This window comes from Pedobacter duraquae, assembly GCF_004362245.1.
GTDB lineage: Bacteria > Bacteroidota > Bacteroidia > Sphingobacteriales > Sphingobacteriaceae > Pedobacter > Pedobacter duraquae.
On record NZ_SNWM01000008.1, the window covers coordinates 61,809 to 82,570 of the forward strand.

4 protein-coding genes are annotated in these 20,762 nt (G+C 43.8%); 3 read left to right on the plus strand and 1 reads right to left on the minus strand.

The features are described 5' to 3' along the window. Positions 1-83 precede the first annotated feature (83 nt). Together CLV32_RS22735 and CLV32_RS22740 are read left to right on the plus strand one after the other, a co-directional pair. Positions 84-9,374, plus strand: a complete 9,291-nt coding sequence (locus CLV32_RS22735; protein ID WP_133559274.1) for an MBG domain-containing protein — start codon at positions 84-86, stop codon at positions 9,372-9,374. A gap of 41 nt (positions 9,375-9,415) precedes the next feature. After that, the gene (locus CLV32_RS22740; protein ID WP_133559275.1) at positions 9,416-10,306 is read left to right on the plus strand and encodes a PorP/SprF family type IX secretion system membrane protein; all 891 of its coding nucleotides are present in this window, start codon (positions 9,416-9,418) and stop codon (positions 10,304-10,306) included. Positions 10,307-10,347: 41 nt separating this feature from the next. On the opposite strand, the gene CLV32_RS22745 is transcribed toward CLV32_RS22740, so the two are convergent. After that, positions 10,348-11,325, minus strand: a complete 978-nt coding sequence (locus CLV32_RS22745; protein WP_133559276.1) for a helix-turn-helix domain-containing protein — start codon at positions 11,323-11,325, stop codon at positions 10,348-10,350. Between the two features lie 246 nt (positions 11,326-11,571). On the opposite strand from CLV32_RS22745, the gene CLV32_RS22750 reads away from it, so the two are divergent. After that, positions 11,572-20,748 carry an MBG domain-containing protein gene (locus tag CLV32_RS22750; protein ID WP_133559277.1) on the plus strand — a complete coding sequence of 3,059 codons (9,177 nt, stop codon included), beginning with the start codon at positions 11,572-11,574 and terminating at the stop codon, positions 20,746-20,748. The last annotated feature ends 14 nt before the right edge of the window (positions 20,749-20,762 follow it).

A 20,762-nucleotide genomic window follows, 5' to 3' on the forward strand; every position in this document is an offset into this window, starting at 1 on the left:
GTGAGTTTGTTATATGTATAATGGCTTTTTTATTCCATTTTCTTCTGTGTTAATCAATCTTTAAATCTTTATTACGTAATCATATGAACAAATTTTACAAGTCAAGGGTCAATTATCCCCTGTTCCTGCTTTTGCTGCTGTGCTTTGGACTGGCAAAGGAAGTAAAGGGACAAGGAGCTGCAGTGGCATTTAGTTCCGTGCCGATAACCACAGCAAAAGTTGGCGTGCCTTATCGGTATCCGTTAGTTGCTGCAGGTGGAAATGGGGTGATCTCATTTACTGGCACGGCGTTGCCATCCTGGCTAAAGGTGGAGACGATGGCGATTTCTGTTTTTGCAAGCAACATCGCTGCCCCATCGGCAATAGCCGAAGATGCTATAGGAAATATATATGTTACCGAGCGATCGGGTACTAATATATATAAGGTAGCTCCCGACGGTAGTAAGGTTATTTTTACTAACAAATCGATAGAAGATGTTTATGGAATGGTTATTAAAGGCAGCAACATATATCTTTCGTATGTAAGCCGGGGAGTGACCAGAATAGATATGGAACACCTTGAACAGGGGGAGGTGACAATTTTTAGTGGTAACGGTAGTGCTGGATTAGCCCTTAAGGGTGATGACCTGTATGTTGCATTATATTCGGATGGGAAGATTATTAAAATCAATCCAGAGATCACAAATCAGAGTTATACATCTGCTATGGATTTTGTTACTGATATTAACGTTCCCTGGGGGCTGAGCTTTGATAAAGCTGGACATTTAATCTACACCGAGCTGGGAACGAGAAGTGTATTGCGGTTTGATGGCACAGTAAAGACTACTTTGCTGGAATCGCTTCCCGAAGATCCATCAAGTGCCATCCTCGGCCAGGATGATCATATCTTCGTTAGTTTTAACGTAGGATCAGGCGTAAAAAGGTATGCCGCTGGTTCAAATGTTGGAACTGTTGTGTTTTTTTCGCAGGAAGCGTCATCAGTTTCAGCGATGTATATGGCTTCTTCGGGTTCGATTGTTTTTAGTGCCGTTGACTTAGCGACGGTTTATAAGTTGAATTTCTCATCAAGTTTAGGAGGTACACCAGCATATGGGGACATAGGCTTGTCGTCAATAGCGCTTACAGCAACCGATGGGGCAACTACAGATGGGCAGAATTTTGGTATTACTGTTGCCGAGCCGGATCCGTTAGTGGTTACCGCTACAAATCCATATAATCATGCAATTGGTGTTACTCAGAAGCAGGATATCTCCCTGAGATTTAGCGAAAGCATAAAGAAAGGAACAGGCAATATTACGATTAGGAAAAAAGCTGATAACAGCATAGCAGAAGTAATCCCTGTTACAGCAGCCAATGTATTAATCACGGGTAAAACAGTTACGATTAATCCTGTTGCCGATCTCGGCTTTGAAGTAAACTATTATATAACCATTGAGCCCGCTACGTTTAAGAGCATTTGGGATACTCCATACGCAGGCATCAGCGACGCCGCTGGACTAACGTTCAGCACGTTGGCATACTTACCAATAGTATTTACTTCCCGGCCAGCAACAACTGCTGTTGTAGGGGTGCCGTATCAATATAACTTAGTTGTAACGGGAGGTTTTGGGGACTTTGAATTTAGGGAGTCGACAATCCCGAAGTGGTTAACATTAAATCCCGGAACGGCGACTGCTTTTGGGGAGCCTGTTGCCAACACCTCAGCCATTGCTGCTGACGCTGAAGGAAACATATACATTGCAGATAGTGATACAAAAATTTATAAGATTAGCGCCGACGGGGATCGAACGGAGGCGGCAAGCAAATTAAGCGGGCCAGTTTCTTACATGGCAATTAAGGAAAACTATATTTATTTATCATATATCTATGGTGGCCTGATGCGGGTGAACCTTGAACATCCTCGCGAGGAATCCGTAATCATATCAAGTGCAACAACTGCTGGGATCGCTTTTAAAGGTAACGATTTGTATGCCGCGCTACCTAACGAATCTAAAATTGTCAGGATTAACCTCGCCGATCCGACTCAGGTTACGGATTATGTCACCAATGTTGTTTATCCGTTGGGTATTGCCTTTAACAAAAGCGGTGAGCTGATCTTTGTTGAGCAAGGTAATAGCAATGTGTCTAAGTTTGATGGAGTTAAAAGGAAAACATTGCTGACCAGACCGAATGTCGGTTTGTCAAACATCTCGGTAGACCAATATGATAACCTCTACTTTAAAGCATCCAATTCGGAGGGCATATATTCGGTGGAAAAATTCAGCCCAGAGACTAACCTTAGTATGCGGATCTATGCTTCGAGGGATGGTTATTTGCTTGGAACCGCAATGAACAAGAGTTCTTTTTTTGTGCTTGAAGGATACACATGGCAGGTTTTTCGCTTCAAACTATTTGATGGACTGACCGGGACACCGAGATACAATGATGCCGGAACCAACGCTGTGAATTTAAATGTTACTGACGGCATAACGAATCAGAATCAGCAATTTGAAATCACCATTGCCAAACCGGCCTTGGTAACATTGACAGGAACGCTCCCTGAGCATAATGCTGCCGATGTTGCTGCCATGCAAGACATCTCGCTTTCTTTTAGTGAAAAAATAGTTAAAGGAACAGGTAATATTGTGATCAGGAAAGTTAGCGATGACACCGTGGTTGAGACCATTCCTGTAAGTGGCGCTAATGTATATACTGCAGATAAAACGCTTTTCGTTAATCCAGATAACAATCTGGCATTTAATACCAGTTATTATGTGATGCTGGACGCCACAGCGGTGACAACGGTCTGGGGCACTCCGTTTGCGGGGATAACCAGTAAAGAAACGTTCGCGTTTAAAACAACACTATACGTTCCTCCTTTGTATACTTCTACGCCAATAACGGTAGCTTCGGTAGATGTACCCTACAAGTATACAATTGACGCCAGGGATGGCAATAATGGAAGGTCAAGTTTTAGTGTGACCACGTTGCCGTCCTGGCTGACGCTTAAAGATGGTGAAGCTGTCGCATTTGGTAGCACAATAGGTAACCCAACAGCGATTGTTACGGACGAACATGGCGACAGTTACGTTTTTGGTGACGGCAAAAACATATATAAGATTACTGCTGATGGAAATACCTCGGTGTTCTTTACCAGGCCTTTTACCAGAGTTATTAATGCGTTGGCAATACATGGAGACTATTTATATCTGTCGGAAGAACAGGGCGAAGGTGTATATAGGATAAGTTTACCACATCCAGAATCCGGTCAGACTCAGGTCTTGAATTATTATAGGGCGTACGGGTTGGCTTTTAGGGATAATGACTTGTATGTTTCATTGGAGGACAGAGGCAAAGTAATCAAGCTTGATCCTGATCTGGCTAATCAAGAGTACGCGGCCTCGATGGATTATTTATCTGGCTTACAAAGTCCTACTGTAATTTCCTTCAACACGAAGGGAGAGCTCTATATTGTTGAAGTAAGTAACAATAGGATTTCCAGGTTTGATGGAAAACGGATGTTTACTGTACTAACAGATAATGAACATTCATTTCAAGATTTAAAACTTGATAAACAAGATAATCTCTATATCAGTATAGCCTATTCAAAACTAATTTTAAAATACAACGAAGCATCAGCCCTGAAAGAATCTATTTTAGCATCCCAGGAGGATGTTTCGGGACTTGGAATCAGTTCGTCGGGTGCTTTGATTTATGGGGTGCCGAGCTTAAACCAAGTCTTCAAGGTTCCGGTTGGACGCTTGTTGACTGGAATTCCGAGGCTGAAAGATATCGGCGATCATAAGGTTGTAATTAACCTAAGTGATGGATTAACGAACATTCCACAGGAGTTTGATATCGCAGTTTCAAATCCTAATCTGCCGACATTGACTAGCCTAACGCCGGTTAACCTGGCTAAACATGCAGGGTTAACGGAAGATATTGTACTTAGCTTCGATCAGCCGGTTGTGGCGGGAGCTGGCAATATTGTGATCAGCGATGCAAATGGTTTAGTGGAAACCATACCTGTTGGCAGTACTGGTGTTACAATTGCGGGCAATATCGTTACCATCAATCCGCAGGCAAATTTTGTAGTTGATGGACACTATGGGGTTGTTGTGGAGCCAGGTGCGTTTAAGGATGTTTCTGGAAGGTTATTCCCGGGTATCTTAACCGGCGCTTACCAGTTTAGTGCCGGGATTAATTTACCTCCGGTTTTTAGTTCTGTTGCTGCTACTTCAATTCCTGTTGGACAGCCTTATAGCTACGCGGTAGCTGCTACTGACGAAAATGGCGATGAATTACGTTATTCAGCTCCAACGCTGCCCACATGGCTAAAATGGAAGGCTGAAACGCCTGTAACCAGAAATACAAATCTTGATAACCCAGAATGGTTGACTTCAGACGGTACTGGGCATATTTATGCAGCTAACTACCAGGGTGTGATTTACAATATAACTGTTCCAGGGGTAACTGAGGTTTTAACAACTGTTAATGGTGGTGTCAGTGCTATGGTATCAAAAGGTCAATATTTATATGTTATTAATTATGGTAATATTTTAAGAATTGATGTTAACAATCCCTCAGGTGTTGCAGACGTCATCTTTACTGCTGATAATATGGGTGGAATGGTATTCAAGGGCGATTATCTGTATGTGGCACTATCAAGCGCCAATAGGGTAATCAGAATTAATCCATCGGTATTAAACCAGACTTATAGTGCTGCAATGGACTATATGGCGGGCGCATCACCGGGTTTGTTAGCCTTTAATAAAAGTGGCGATCTCTATGTGGTAGATAAAGAAAATGGAAATATCTGGAAATTTGACGGACGGGTTTTGACAAAATTGCCAGGGTTAACAGGCTTTCAATCTCAAATTGCCATTGACGCAGAGGATAACGTCTATTTTTATGGGAACGCCGGAATAATAAAATATGCTGCGGAGTCATCGACTCCCGAAAGTGTTTATGAAAACAACAACTACTATAAAGGATTAGTGGCGACTTCGTCAGGCTCACTCCTTGCATCAGAATATTATTCAAATCAAATTGTCGAAATTAAGCCCAATGGCATACTCTATGGAACTCCCGATCAGGGCGACGTTGGGATTCATGCAATAGCTATTGATGTAACTGATGGTTCGGCAGTTGTAAAACAGGAATTTACTATCGAAGTGCTGGATGAAACTCCGCCGGAAATAAAGTTGCTGAATCCAAAGAATGGAAGTGTTACCGCATCTGTGCAACAAAATATTGTGCTGACCTTTACAGAGAAAGTTGTTGCTGGTAGTGGGAAGATCATAATTAAGGATGATGCTGATCATCTGGTGGAAACCATCACAGTACCAAGTCTGCAGGTCCGGTTTTCAGGCAATACAGTTACCATTGATCCAGCGGCTAATTTTGCTCCGCAAAAGAAATATTTTGTATCAGTAGAGACTACTGTGCTTAAAGACGCTTATAACAATGTTTTGGCTGCTGGCCTGCTTTCGCAGGGAGATTACCAATTCACAACGGCGGTAAATTCTGCTCCATTATTTGTTTCCAATCCGGTAATCACCGCAACAGAAAATGTTCCTTACAGCTATATCCTTGCGGCAAGTGATGTTAACGATGACCTGTTAACTTTTGCAGCATCAAAATTACCTTCGTGGCTAACCATGAAAACAGGGAAAGCCGGGTTTACTGATTTTGGAAGTCCAATAGCTGCTCCCAGAGGAATGGCACAAGATGCTGCGGGAAACATTTATGTGGGCCAACGTTATGGAAATAAAATTTATAAAATTAATCCTGATGGTAAAACAACCGAGTTTGCAACTCGTGGGGATGGGGAGATGGCTGCACTGGCAATTTACGGACGGTATCTTTATATCTCTTATACTTCTGGTGGTACTCCGGCTGCCAGAACGGTTTATCGGGGTGGCATTACCCGGATCAATCTTGAAAATCCAATTGAAGAGCAGAATGTGTTTTCAGGTTTCGGTTCTTTTGGTATGGCTTTCCATGACGGCGATTTATATTTTGCGGTGCCGGATCAGAATAAAGTTTTCAAGATTAATCCGGAAAAATTAGATCAGTATTATGATCAGCCCATACCAGTTATTAGTACAACCATGCCAGTTGGCGTTGCATTTAATAAAGTAGGTGATTTATTTGTTTCAGGTATCGATGGTAGCATATCCCGGTTTACAGAACAAAGCCTGATTTCCAGGATCACCGGTCTGGAAGGATCACTTTCGCTGTTGATGATAGATCCGTCAGATAATGTATATGTAGGGACTCAGGATGGAGGGAAAATTTATAAAGTCCTGTCTGGTTCTGAAGTAGCTACTGTGGTTTCTACCGGCGGCCTTAATGCTACAGTTTGGGGTATGGCTACAACAGCATCTGGAACATTGTTGGTTGCCGATCAGGAGACAAATGCGGTTTATAAAATTGAATCCGGAGCTGTTCTATCAGGTACGGCTCCGCATGATGACCAAAAAGTGTTTCCTGTTTCTATTGATGTAAGTGATGGCCTGGCTACAGCAAACCAGTCGTTCAACATTACTGTAGCAGATCCCAATCCACCAATACTTACTACTTTGAGCCCGTTGAACAACGCGGTTGGGGTAACGCTGAAACAGGAACTGGTACTTACATTTAACGAGACTGTGGCTGCGGGTACTGGCGTAGTTCTGGTTAAATCATCCGCAGGGAACATTGAGTTGTCTGTTGATATTGCCTCAGCAGTTATAGCAGGAAATACTGTTACTATCAAGACAACATCAGGACTTCCGGCCAATGCAAATCTTTATATTAATGTAGCATCGGGAGTGATCAAAGATTTGTCGGGAAATAATTATGCAGGCATTTCAAATCAAACAGATTTTACATTTAAAACAACCAAAGCAGAATCGGCAATTACGCTTGCTGCAACCGCTACCGCAACTTATGGCGATGCGGATATTGCGCCGGTAATGACGAGTACAAATGTATCTGGCCCGGTTGTACTTGAAAGTAGCGATCCTCTGGTTGCTACTATTGAAGCTGGAAAAGTACATATTCTAAAAGCTGGTGTTGTTACTATCACTGCCAGGCAGGCTGAGGATGAGCTGTTCTTTGCTGCTGCACCTAAGCAGCAAATATTGACTATTGGCAGGTTACCGCTAATAGTTACTCCTTTGGCTACGACCAAGATTTACGGATCTTCCGATCCGGTATTGGCCTATACATTATCTGCAGCTTTAAAAGGTTCTGACAGGTTGACCGGAGCTTTGGCGAGAACTGCAGGTATTGCGGTAAACACTTACGACATTACACTTGGTGATCTGGGGAATGTGAATTATGTATTAACATTGGCGGCGGCCAAAATGGCAATCACTCCTAAACCTATTACGGTTGCTGCGACCAGTGGATTAACAAAAGCCTATGGTGATGCGGATCCTGTATTTAGTTACGCATTGGCAGCTGGCAGCACACTGGAAAGCGGGGATGTATTTAGCGGCACAATTGGTCGTAGTGCAGGTGAGGAGTCAGGAACATACGGTTATACCATTGGTAACCTCAGTGCTGGTGCCAATTATTCCATTACGCTTGCTGCAGGTACCTTTACCATTTCGCCGAAGGCGGTAATAGTAGTTACTGCAATAGCGAAATCAAAAGTTTATGGTGCTGCTGACCCTGTGTTTACCTATACATCCGAACCATCCCTAGCCAGTATTACAGGTAGTTTATCACGCGAAGCGGGAGAGAACGCCGGGAGCTACACAATTGGGCAGGGCACACTCAGTGTTGGCGGTAATTATGTGTTAGTGTTTAAGTCGGCAGCTAAAATGACGATCACTCCTAAACCTATTACTGTTGCTGCGACCAGTGGATTAACAAAAGCCTATGGTGCTGCGGATCCTGTATTTAGTTACGCATTGGCAGCTGGCAGCACACTGGAAAGCGGGGATGTGTTTAGCGGCACAATTGGTCGTAGTGCAGGTGAGGAGCCAGGATCATACGGTTACACCATTGATAACCTCAGTGCTGGCGCCAATTATTCCATTACGCTTGCTGCAGGCAACTTTACCATCACGCCGAAGGCGGTAATAGTAGTTACTGCAATAGCGAAATCAAAAGTTTATGGTGCTGCTGACCCTGTGTTTACCTATACATCCGAACCATCCCTAGCCAGCATTACAGGTAGTTTATCACGCGAAGCGGGAGAGAACGCCGGGAGCTACGCAATTGGGCAGGGTACGCTCAGTGTTGGTGGTAATTATGTGTTAGTGTTTAAGTCGGCAGTATTACAGATCGAGAAGCGCGCACTGGTAATCACAGCAGAAAACAAGACGAAGGTGGCAGGGTCGGTTAATCCGGAACTTACAGCTACGTTTGCTGGATTTGTTAATAGTGAGACAAAAGCAGTATTAACCACCCAGCCTGTGCTCAGCACTACAGCAATAACATCAAGTGCGGCGGGTAATTATGCAATTACCGCTACGGGCGCTGCGGCAGGAAATTATAACATCAGTTATGTGAATGGCGTGATGACGGTGAATCCTGATGTGATCATTGTAACGCCGGTTGTTGTCAACATGGCGCCAACGCTAGCTGCTATTGCCAACCAGATAATTTGTTATACGGCAAATGCACAAGCTGTTGCGCTATCAGATATTAGTGCTGGTGAGGCTACGCAGACTGTTGCCTTAACAGTGAGCAGTAATAATGCCGGTCTTTTCGATGCGCTGAGTGTTGCCAGGGGAAATGGTAATGCAGGAACGCTTACTTACCGGCTGAAAGCTGGCGCTGCGGGCGCAGCAACCGTTACTGTTACCGTACGTGATAATGGAGGTACCGATAATGGCGGCGTGGATGTGACTACCCGCAGCTTTACCATTACTGTAAATGCTATTCCAATAGTTGCGATTAGTAGCGACAAAGGTTTGTCGATAAGCAAGGGAGACCGCGTTGTACTTACTGCAACAGGTGGGGTAAGTTATAGCTGGCGAAATGCGGCGGGAATTGTTAGTGGGCAGAATACCGCGGTACTGACGGTACGCCCTGATGTTACCGCAACTTATGAGGTGACCGCAACAAATGCCGGAGGCTGTGCTGAAGTGCAGACGATAACCATTGAAGTTGTTTCGGATTACATTGCGGTTAAGGCAACAAACCTGATGACACCTAATGGTGATGGAAAGAATGATTTCTTTGTGATAGATAATATCGATAAGTATCCAGGGAATGTATTGAAAGTTTTTGATCGGGGTGGGCGTGTGCTTTTCGAGAAAAAGGATTATGACAATTCCTTTGACGCAACAATTAAGGGATCTCCATTGAAGGAGGGAACCTATTACTACATCATTGACTTCGGTCCGGGACAGTTAAAGAAAAAAGGATTTATCACTGTAGTGCGGGACAACTAAGGGGATTTGCATTTTAATCACAATACATCAGAAAATACATCATGAATATATATCGTAAAATCATTTTAAGTTTAATTTTTGCTTTGGTCGCCTTATCGGCTAAAGCACAGATAGATGCGCTGGCAGCGCAGTTTTATACCAACCAATACATTGCCAATCCTGCTTTTGCGGGATTTGTGCAAGGATTAAAAGTTAACGGCGCTTACCGGAAATTGTGGAGCAATGTGCCAGGATCGCCGCTTACGCAAAACCTTACGGCCGACTACGGATTTAACAAAGTTGGTTTAGGGTTGAATGTGAACAATGAGAGTGCTGGTTTGCAGAAGCAGCTTCGCGTGGTTGGCAGTTATGCTTACCATTTGCCATTAAGTGCAGATGATGCTACGCAGCTGCACTTTGGAGTTTCATTAGGTTTTGCCAATCAGCGGTTAGAGAATTCAGATATAAATGGTGATCCAACGGATGCGCAGGTTGGCATGTACAATACGCGTCGTACCTATCTGGATGGTGATTTTGGTGTTGCCTTAACAAGTCATGGTCTGAATCTGCAAGCATCAATCCCTAACCTAAAAAGCTTCTTTAAAAAGGAAACGGTACGGTTGGCGGATATTGCTACGTTCTACGCTGCTGCCAGTTATCAGTTTATGTTTGATAAAGGTGTTGGCGCTGTTGGTCTGGAGCCAAAGGTAGCTTACCGCGGTGTGCAGGGCTATGATAATATCTGGGATGCAGGGGCGCAATTGACGCTGTTTGATCGTCAGATTTTGTTTACCGGACTTTACCACAGTACAAAAAGCTCGACGTTTGGATTGGGAATGGACTTTAGGAGGAAATACCTGATCACAGGTCTCTACACTACGCAGACTTCTGCATTGTCTGGATATACAAATGGAAGTTTTGAGTTAAACCTAAGGCTTTCTATTGGTAAATAAGCTGTAGCTATATTATGCTTTCAAAGCCCTTTGGTATTTTACTAAAGGGCTTTGTTGTTTTTGATATATTCCAATGGGCTCATTCCTGTATGTTTTTTAAAAGCAAAGAAGAATGTGCTTTTGGAGGAGAAGCCTGCCTGATCACCGAGGGCTTCGATGGTTAGTTGTTGCAGTTCGTTGCTACCGCGTAACTTCTGTTTAACATAGTTTATCCTGAAGATATTGATGAAATCTGCAAAGCTTTTTCTGTAGTGGTTATTGAGTAATGCCGAAAGTTCGTGTGGGGTGAGCTCCACCCGCTGGGCGATATCTTTTAGTCGGAGTTTCTTTTCGAGGAACAGCTGGTCAGTGCTGATCAGGTTTTGAAGTTTGTACAAGTTTTCGATATCTGATACAACTGCGCCCGCCTTAGACTGGTCGCGGATGATCGTTTTTAGCGTTGCTGTTTTTATATCAAGAAAAGAGGCCACCAGTGGAAGCGGTATATCTTCGATATTACTGGTGAGGTTTTGCAGGTAATAGGCATATTTTTCTTTGGCATTGCCCATGCGCATGATTACTGAGCGCTGATGCGCAACGCGGTAATAAGTTTCCAGCACCTTACGCATGATGATATTCATCTCCGGGAAGGTGTCAAAAAAATCCAGGAGGTGTTCTGTACGGAGGGCGATGAGGTAACAATCGGACTCGGCCACCATGCTGTCTTCGACCGGGGTGCTGCCGTACATGCCATCGATAGCCGATACAAAATCGCCGCTGACGGATATGAATGTAGTTAGTCTTTCTTTACCATTGTTTCTATAGCCAGCCACAATACCAGATATCAGGAAATATAGGTAGTTGCTGATTTCGCCCTGTTTGAGCAGGTAGTTTCCTTTTGTTAGTGCGACTTCAAAACTCTTATCCCTGAATGCTTGCTCAAGTCCGCCAGACATAGGAGAGAAGCTATTTAACGTAGCTAACACCCCGTTTAGTATGTGGGTTTTGGGCTTTGTATGTGGGTAATATCTTGAAGGCATAATAAATGGCTGGGGATAAAGGTAGTAAAATATTGTTTTATCAAATTAATCCGATTTTATAAAAACGGACTAATTGTTTGTTTACTTATGCTGTCCATAACCTTTGACAAACGTAGTTTTACACATTGATAATTATCGCTTATTCAAATGTTTTACCCTTTTTCTGCTGGTTTGTCTTTAACCCGCTATCGTGCCGCTTCCTCCAGCGTATGTTTTTTCAAAGTATTTAATTTCTAAATCGTTTATATGAATAAATTCTACAAATCAAGGTTTAACCTTCGGGTTGTGCTGCTGTTTTTGCTGATGTTAAGTCAGACGAGCCTTTTGAAGGCGCAGGATTGTGCAGCCACAGTGGTATCAAAAACAGGGCTTAAGAATAATGCTGTTTCGGGTATTGCCTATGGTAATTCGGCTTATGTTGCCGTGGGTATCAATGGTTCGATATTAAATTCGGCGGATGGTAAGATCTGGTCGCAGATTAAGACTGATGCATTTTTAGCGACAGAATATACCCGGGTAATTTATGGTGCGGACAAGTTTGTTGCGATCGGATCTGGGGGCAAAATTGCCACATCTCCTGATGGTACAAACTGGACGATCCGAACATCGGGAACCACAAATCCATTAGTCTCTATTGCCTATGGAAATGGAAAATACATAGCTTTAGCAGGCGGCGGAGTGGCAATTAGTTCGCCGGATGGTGTAAGCTGGACCACGATAGCTACTGGAATGTCAACTAATGCTGATGACTACGTAAAGGATGTTGCATATGGCAATAATACATTCGTAATTGGTCAGCAAATACGAGCTACAAATCTATCCGTTGCCTACAGCTCGGCATCAGGAAATGCAAACACTTGGACTAGAACGACAATTTTCAATGCGACAGATTTAAATAATCTTGTATTTATCAACGATAAATTCTGGACTTTTAATGCTGGTAATAAGATTTATACGTCTTCTAACGGTGCAACATGGACTGCGCTAACCGGTACTGTACTTACAGGTACTGGGGCACAAGTGTTCGCAGGGTATTACGATGGGTCAAAATATTATTTCTTTGGTTCGGGTGGTTCGCCAATCAATGGTTATACTGCAATTTTTAACTCTACGAATGGCAATAGCTGGACGATGGAGCAAACGAAAAAACACGGCCTTGTTCCGAGAGGAGCTGGTTATTTTAATAATAAAGGATATCTGTTAACTGATGAAGGGATTTCATATACCGAAAACGGTACTGACTGGAGTTATTTGGGATTGAACATCGCTGGCGTAGTAAAAAATGGGATGACCTATGTTGCTGTCGGTGGTGTTGGCAGTGACTACGGTGGTACAGGAATTATATCAACCTCTACAGATTTCAATACGTGGACGGGCAGATCGGCTTCTGGGGCAAAGAACCTGAATGGTATTGTATATGCACAAAATAAATATGTTGCTGTTGGTAACCTTGGAACTTTGGCCACATCTACCGATGCGGTAACCTGGACGACCGGAACGACAGTTGCCAATTTTAACGGTACCGCTATCGCTGCCAGTCCGACAGTTTTTGTTGCCGTTGGTGAAGATGGAATTGTTTCGTCGACAGATGGGTTAACGTGGACTAGAAGGCTTACGGACGCTAACTTTAACTTCAGGAATGTAAAGTATCTGAACAACCGTTTTGTTGCGGTAGGGTATAAGGATCTAAGCAGTTATCCTGACACGCACGGTTTTGTAAAGACCTCTACAGATGGTATCAACTGGACTGACATAACTCCGCAATTAAATTTTGTGGTGGCGGGCTTTTCGGGTGTTGTGTGGACGGGAAGTAAATATGTGCTTGCCGGAATCGAAGCAGTAAATGCTGCTAACTATGATTTCAATTTTTTCTCTGTTAATACAACAAATATTGCGGTTACAACAGGTTACACTGGTAAAAAAATTGCCGCTGGCAATGTTCATTTCTATGATGCTTATTATGATGGCGATATCACGTATCAGAATGGTGCTTACATAGTGGGTCAGACTGACAATGGAAATTATCTTCCAGTAACTTTAACAACCGGCGATAACAGCACAGCCTGGACGGTGAATGCTATGGCAGATGCTGATGGATTTATAAAAGCTTGGCTGCCTGAAGGCACTGACTTTAAAGGACTGGGCTATAAAAACACAAAATTTGTAGTAACCCCTTCCTGCATGGTTGCGGCACCTGATGTGACAAAACCTACGGTAGCTATTACGACCACTGCAGTTAGTCCGGTATTAGCTACAACCACTATCCCGGTTACAGTAACGTTCTCTGAAAGTGTTACTGGTTTTACAGCGGCTAAAGTTAATGTTGCCAATGGAGGCATTAGTGGTTTTGCCGGAAGCGGTGCCAGCTATACTTTTAATGTAACACCTACTGCAGCAGGTGCTGTAACGGTTAATATTGCTGCGGCGGCTGCAGCAGATGCTGCTGGTAATACCAGTGAGGCAGCAACACAACTAAGTGTAACTGCATTTACGCCAACCATAACTACTGTTGCTGCAACAAATATTGCTGTAACAAGTGCAACACTTAGTGGTAATCTGGTAAGCGCTACAGGCGCCACGATCACCGAGCGTGGTATTGTTTATGGTACTGCTTTGAATCCAACAATAACAAATACAAAGGTGGGCGTAGGTACAACTGATGGTCCGTTTAGTGCTTCGGTAACTGCGTTGACAACAAATACAGTTTATCATTTCAGAGCGTATGTCACTTATGGTACCACGACTATTTACGGAGATGATTTGACGGTTACACCGGCTGCGGTGAATAATGCGCCTGTGATAACTTCCACTGGCATTACTGCTGCTGTTGAAAATGTGCCTTATAGCTATGCTATTACGGCTACTGACGCTGACACAGATCCATTAACAATCACCGCTACAACCCTTCCTTCTTGGTTAACCATTGCGCAGGGAGCAAGTACCGGTACTGCAATCGGGACGCCAACAAATGGAGGTTCGGGTGTTGCTGTTGATGCCCAGGGAAACTTGTACATCGTAACTAGTAATCAAATTTATAAAATTACTCCTGCTGGAGTGAAAACACTTTGGGCTACTAAGACTTCTGGTATTACGTATAATCTAGCTATAAATGGAAACTATCTTTACATCGGATATTATGGTAGTTGCGGCAGTCTTATAAAAAGAATGAAGTTAGATGATCCAGCTGCGGGAGAAGAAGTTGTAGTTAATAATGCAAATCTTTCTGGCGGTATGGGTATGACCTTTCGTGACGGATATATGTATTTTTCAGCATATTCTTGCAGGTCTATTGGACGTTTGAATCTGACAACTTTGCAATCATCTGTTTTTGCCTCTGGCTTGCCTAATGCTGGGCCATGGGGACTTGACTTTGCAGAAAACGGTGATCTTTATGTAGCGATGATGTATACTAATACGCTTATCAAGTTCGCGGCGGGAACCACAACAAATCCGACGACTTTATTAAGTGGTTTGCCTGGAGCGCCTTCTGATGTTAAGATTGATAAAAATGGTTATGTGTATGTGTCTTTCTATGGTGGTAGCGTTGGCGTGCGACGCTACACAAAAGATCTAAGCAGTTTTATTACCGTTGGATCGGGTGATGTTTTGGGCATGGCACTATCTGCGCAGGGAACGCTTTCCTATGCAACTTACTCTATAGGGCAAGCATACAAGCTTGAAACAGGTGCAGTCCTTTCAGGAACACCTACCCATGCTAATGTTGGCGACCATCCGGTAGTGATCAATGTAACCGACGGAAAAGCCAATGTTCAACAAGCTTTCACCATTACTGTCACAGATCCGAATCCACCAACGGTGACGGCTTATAGTCCACTGAATAACGCGATTGATGTACCTTTGGCTCAAAACCTGGTGCTTACTTTTAACGAAACAGTTGTTAAAGGAACGGGAAACATTGTAATCAAAAATGTTGCTAACGATGCGGTTGTTGAGACCATCGATGTAACCAGCAATAAAGTAACGATCACAAACAATAATATAGTTACAATTGACCCGGCGGCAGATCTTGCGGCAAGTGGTAATTACTACATAACAATCGATGCGGGTGCATTGAAAGATGCTTCGGCAAATAACTATGCAGGTATTACTGCTAAAACAGCATTTACTTTTAAAACAATTTTAAATCAGTCTCCCGTATTTTCTTCAACAGCCGTTACTGCGGTTAACGAAAATGTAGCCTATAGCTATACTGTAACCGCAACAGATGCGGATAGTGATCCGTTGACTTATACTGCAACAACTTTGCCTTCCTGGTTAACTTTAACACAAACAGGTAACGTAGTAACCTTAACAGGCACTCCGCTACATGCCAATGTGGGTAACAATAGCGTAGTGTTGAATGTATCTGATGGAAAAGCTAACGTTACGCAAAGCTTTACCATTGCGGTTGCAGATGTTACTGCACCAACAGTTACTGCCTTTGCACCATTAAACAATGCGGTGGATGTAGCCCTTGCCCAAAACATTGTACTTACTTTTAGTGAGGATGTTGTTAAAGGAACAGGAAACATCACAATCAAAAAAGTAGCTGATGATGCGGTAGTAGAAACTATTTCTGTAACCAGCGCTCAGGTAACTATTGCGACTAATGTAGTGACTATTGATCCGGCAGCAAATCTTGTTGCGGGTAACCAATACTATGTAACTGTAGATGCTACGGCAATCAAAGATCCTTCGGCTAATGAGTATGCAGGAATCAGCAACAAAACTACTTTAGCTTTCAGAACAATTAAAGCGGCTTCGGTCATTACTTTTGCTGCACAGTCAGCAACGTATGGAGCGGCAGATTTTACACCGGTTTACAGCAGTACAAATACAGCAACAACGGTGACCTTTACTTCGGCCGACGACAATGTAGCAACGATAGTAGATAACAAAGTACACATTATAAAAGCGGGAACGGTAAGTATTACTGCTTCGCAAGCTGGCGATCTTTCTTATAATGCTGCTACACCGGTAACACAAACGCTAACCATTAATGCATTACCGGTAACGGTAACTGCACAGGCAGCGACTAAAGTTTACGGTGCTGCAGAACCTGCATTAACTTATGCCGTATCTGCACCATTAAAAGGAACAGATGCCTTAACGGGAGCGCTATCACGTGTAGCGGGTACGGGTATTGGTGCTTATGATATTACGATTGGAACTTTGGCCAACGCCAACTATGCGCTTACTTTAGTTTCGGCAAAAGTTACAGTAACTGCCAAACCAATTGAAGTTACCGCAAATGCTGGACTAACCAAAGTATATGCAGCTGCAGAACCAACAATTGGGTATGCACTTTCTACAGGAAACACGCTGGTAGGTGGAGATCAGATTACCGGTGCACCTGGCAGAGCAACTGGAGAAACTGTAGGTGATTATGCGGTGAACATCGGTACATTGACCGCTGGAGCCAACTATACCTTAACTATTGCTCCGGCAACGTTCAGCATCACGGCTAAACCAATTACAGTGACTGCCAATGCCGGTCAGACTAAAGTTTACCTGGCTGCAGATCCTGCGCTTACCTATACTGCCGCTCCGGGTTCGTTGAAAACGGGCGATGGCTTTACTGGTGCATTACAACGTGCAACGGGTGAGAACGTGGGGACTACCTACGCGATTAACCAGGGAACACTTAGCGCAGGAACAAACTATGCGATTACGTTTGTACCGGCTAATTTTGCCATTACACCTAAAGCAGTAACGGTTACGGCAACAGCCGGTCAGACTAAAGTGTTTAACACCACCGATCCGGTATTTGCTTATACACCTGATGCGGCTTTAGCCACAGGAAATACCTTTACAGGTGCACTTGCGCGTGCTGCGGGTGAGGATGTAAATGTGTATGCTATTAATCAAGGTACTTTAAGTGCTGGCAGCAATTACAGCATCAACTTTGTTGGCGCAGACTTTAGCATATCTGCCAAGCCAATTACGGTAACAGCAACAGCCGGTCAGTCGAAAGTTTACCTGGGTACTGAACCTACGCTTGCCTATACTACGCCTGCAGGTTCTCTAAAAACTGGTGACTTCTTTACAGGAGCATTGGCAAGAGCTGCTGGTGAAGCGGTAAATACTTACGCCATTAATCAGGGTACTTTAACTGCCGGTTCTAACTATACCATCACCTTTACCGGTGCCAATTTTGCGATTACGCCTAAAACAGTTACGGTAACTGCTACTGCAGGACAAAGTAAAGTATATGGTGCTGCGGATCCGGTATTTGCTTATACCCCTGATGCGCCATTGGCTACAGGAAATACATTTACAGGTACATTGGCGCGTGCTGCTGGTGAGGGAGTCGGCACTAACTATGCTATAAACGTAGGTACTTTAAGTGCGGGTGCCAACTACAGCATCAGCTTTGTGCCTGCCAACTTTGCAATTACGGCAAAACCCATTACTGTTACTGCAACAGCGGGACAAAGGAAAGTATACGGATCTGTTGATCCGGCATTTGCTTACACCACTCCGGCAGGTTCGCTTGTTGGGACAGATGGTTTTACAGGTGCACTTACACGTGCTGCCGGCGAACATGTAGGTACGGCTTATGCAATTAATCAGGGTACTTTAACTGCTGGTAACAACTATACCATCAGCTTTGTGCCTGCCGACTTTGCCATTACTGCAAAACCAATTGCGGTAGCAGCAACAGCTGGTCAAAGTAAAGTGTATGGCGATGCAGATCCTGTATTTGCTTATACCGCTCCTGCAGGATCACTGGTAAATAATGATACTTTTAGTGGTGCGCTTACCCGTGCTACAGGAGAAAACGTTGGAGCCGCTTATGCGATTAACCAGGGTACTTTAACCGCTGGTAGCGATTATACCATTACCTATACCGGTGCAAACTTTGCAATCACTGCTAAGCCAATCACTGTAGCGGCTACGGCCGGACAGACTAAAGTTTATGGTGAGGCAGATCCTGTATTTGCCTATGGAATAACTTCAGGTACACTGGTTGGTAATGATCAGTTTACAGGCTTGCTAACAAGGGCAGCTGGTGAAAACATCGGAACAACTTATCCAATAAATCAAGGAACATTAACCGCAGGTTCAAACTATACCTTAACTTATACACCTGCTAACTTCAGCATCACCAACAGAGCAATTACTGTGGTGGCTGATGCCGGACAGACTAAAGTGTATGGTACTGCGGATCCTGTATTTACGTACAGCATTACCGCAGGGAACTTAGCAGGAAACGATAAACTTACCGGTGCGTTAACACGCGATGCCGGTGAAGATATCGGTGCTGCTTATGCGATAACCCAGGGAACACTGACTGCGGGTTCAAACTATACCATTACCTACAGACCGCGTGATTTCAGCATCACGGCTAAGCCAATTACGGTGACTGCAAATGCTGGTCAGACTAAAGTATACGGTGCAACAGATCCTGCGTTAACTTATGCCATTACCTCTGGTGCGCTGGTAGGTAGCGATAAGATTACCGGTACATTGAGCAGGGCAGATGGAGAAAACATAGGTACTACTTATGCCATTAACCAGAACACCCTGACTGCGGGTAACAATTATACCCTGACTTACGTAGGGGATAACTTTAGCATTACCGCTAAGCCAATTGTAGTTGCTGCAACGGCTGGTCAGACTAAAATATATGGTACTGCAGATCCTGTGTTTGCTTTTACAGCAAGTACATTGGTAGGTGCCGATGTGTTTACTGGTGCATTATCACGTGCAGCGGGAGAGAACATTGGTAACGCTTACGCGATTAACCAGGGAACACTAACTGCAGGTTCAAACTACACGATTACATACACTGGTGCTAACTTTAGCATCACACCGAAAGCAGTTGCTGCTACAGCCGTTGCCAAAACTAAGGTGTATGGTGAAGGGGATCCTGCGCTGACTTATACTTTTGCTCCGGCATTGGTTAATGGCGACAGTTTTACAGGTGCGCTGAGTAGGGTATCCGGCGAAGCCGTAAATACCTATGCGATTAATCAGGGTACACTTGCACTAAATAATAACTATGCATTAACATTTGCACCAAGTGCATTAACGATTACGAAAAAAGGATTGGTGATCACTGCAGACAACAAAGAGAAGTTTGCAGGAACAGCAAATCCTGAATTGACGGTTTCTTTTGCAGGTTTTGTAAATAATGAAACAAGATCGGTATTGACAACACAGCCAGCTATTACGACTACAGCTACCACAGCAAGTCCGATTGGGACGTATACCATTACTGCAACTGGTGCTGCGGCTGCCAACTATAGCATTAGCTATATAAACGGTACGTTAACGGTTAAACCTGCTGCGCCTACAAGTGTTGCGCTTGCTGGTGTTACGGTGTTTGAAAACAGCGCTGCGGGTACTAATGCCGGTACGCTAAGCAGTACATCTGATGATCCTGCTGCAACATTTACGTACAGTCTGGTAAATGGATCTGGCGATACGGATAACAACCTGTTCAAAATTGTTGGTACGAGCTTGCAAACTACCGCTGCCCTGGATTACGAAAGTAAAGCCAACTACAGCGTTAGGGTAAGAAGTACTACACAATATGGTTTTAGCCTTGACCAGGTGTTTACAGTTGCTTTGACTGATGTGAATGAGATCCCTACAATCGCAGCGATTGCGAACCAGACGATCTGCTATACTACCAATGCACAATCGGTAGCGCTGACAGGTGTTACAGCCGGTCAGGAGGCATCACAAACTGTTGCGTTAACGGTAAGTAGCACAAATGCCGGATTGTTTGATGCGTTAACGGTAGCAAAAGGAAACGGTACGGCTGGAACCTTGACTTATCGTGTTAAGAACGGAGTTACAGGAACGGCAACAGTAACGGTTACTGTACGTGATAATGGAGGTGTTGAAAATGGTGGGGTAGATGTTACTACAAGAACATTTACAATCACAGTGAATGCACTGCCGGTTGTTGCGATTAGCAGCGACAAAGGTTTGTCTATTAGTAAAGGTGTTACAGCAGTGTTGACTGCAACTGGAGGCGTAAGCTACAGCTGGAGAAACATGGCTGGCGTGATTAGCGGACAGAATACGGCATCGTTAACGATCCGTCCGGATGTGACAGCAACATATGAGGTTACAGCTACCAACGCTAGCGGATGTTCTGAAGTTCAGACCATCACGATCGAAGTGCTGTCTGATTATATCGCTGTTAAAGCGACCAATATCATGTCGCCAAACGGTGATGGTAAGAACGATTTCTTCATCATTGAAAACATCGATAAATATCCAAATAACGAGTTGAAAGTATTTGACCGTGCAGGTAGGATTATTTATGGCAAGAAAGGATACGACAATACTTTCGATGCAACGATTAAAGGTTCTCCACTCAAAGAAGGTACGTATTACTACATCATTGATTTTGGCCCGAACCAATTGAAGAAAAAAGGATTCATCACCGTAATCAGGGATAACTAATGCAGACTTTAATA

Excerpts from the sequence above, each read along its gene's own strand:
- CLV32_RS22745 (WP_133559276.1), bottom strand. The coding sequence starts at position 11,325 with ATGCCTTCAAGATATTACCCACATACAAAGCCCAAAACCCACATACTA.
- CLV32_RS22750 (WP_133559277.1), top strand. The coding sequence starts at position 11,572 with ATGAATAAATTCTACAAATCAAGGTTTAACCTTCGGGTTGTGCTGCTG.
- CLV32_RS22735 (WP_133559274.1), top strand. The coding sequence starts at position 84 with ATGAACAAATTTTACAAGTCAAGGGTCAATTATCCCCTGTTCCTGCTT.
- CLV32_RS22740 (WP_133559275.1), top strand. The coding sequence starts at position 9,416 with ATGAATATATATCGTAAAATCATTTTAAGTTTAATTTTTGCTTTGGTC.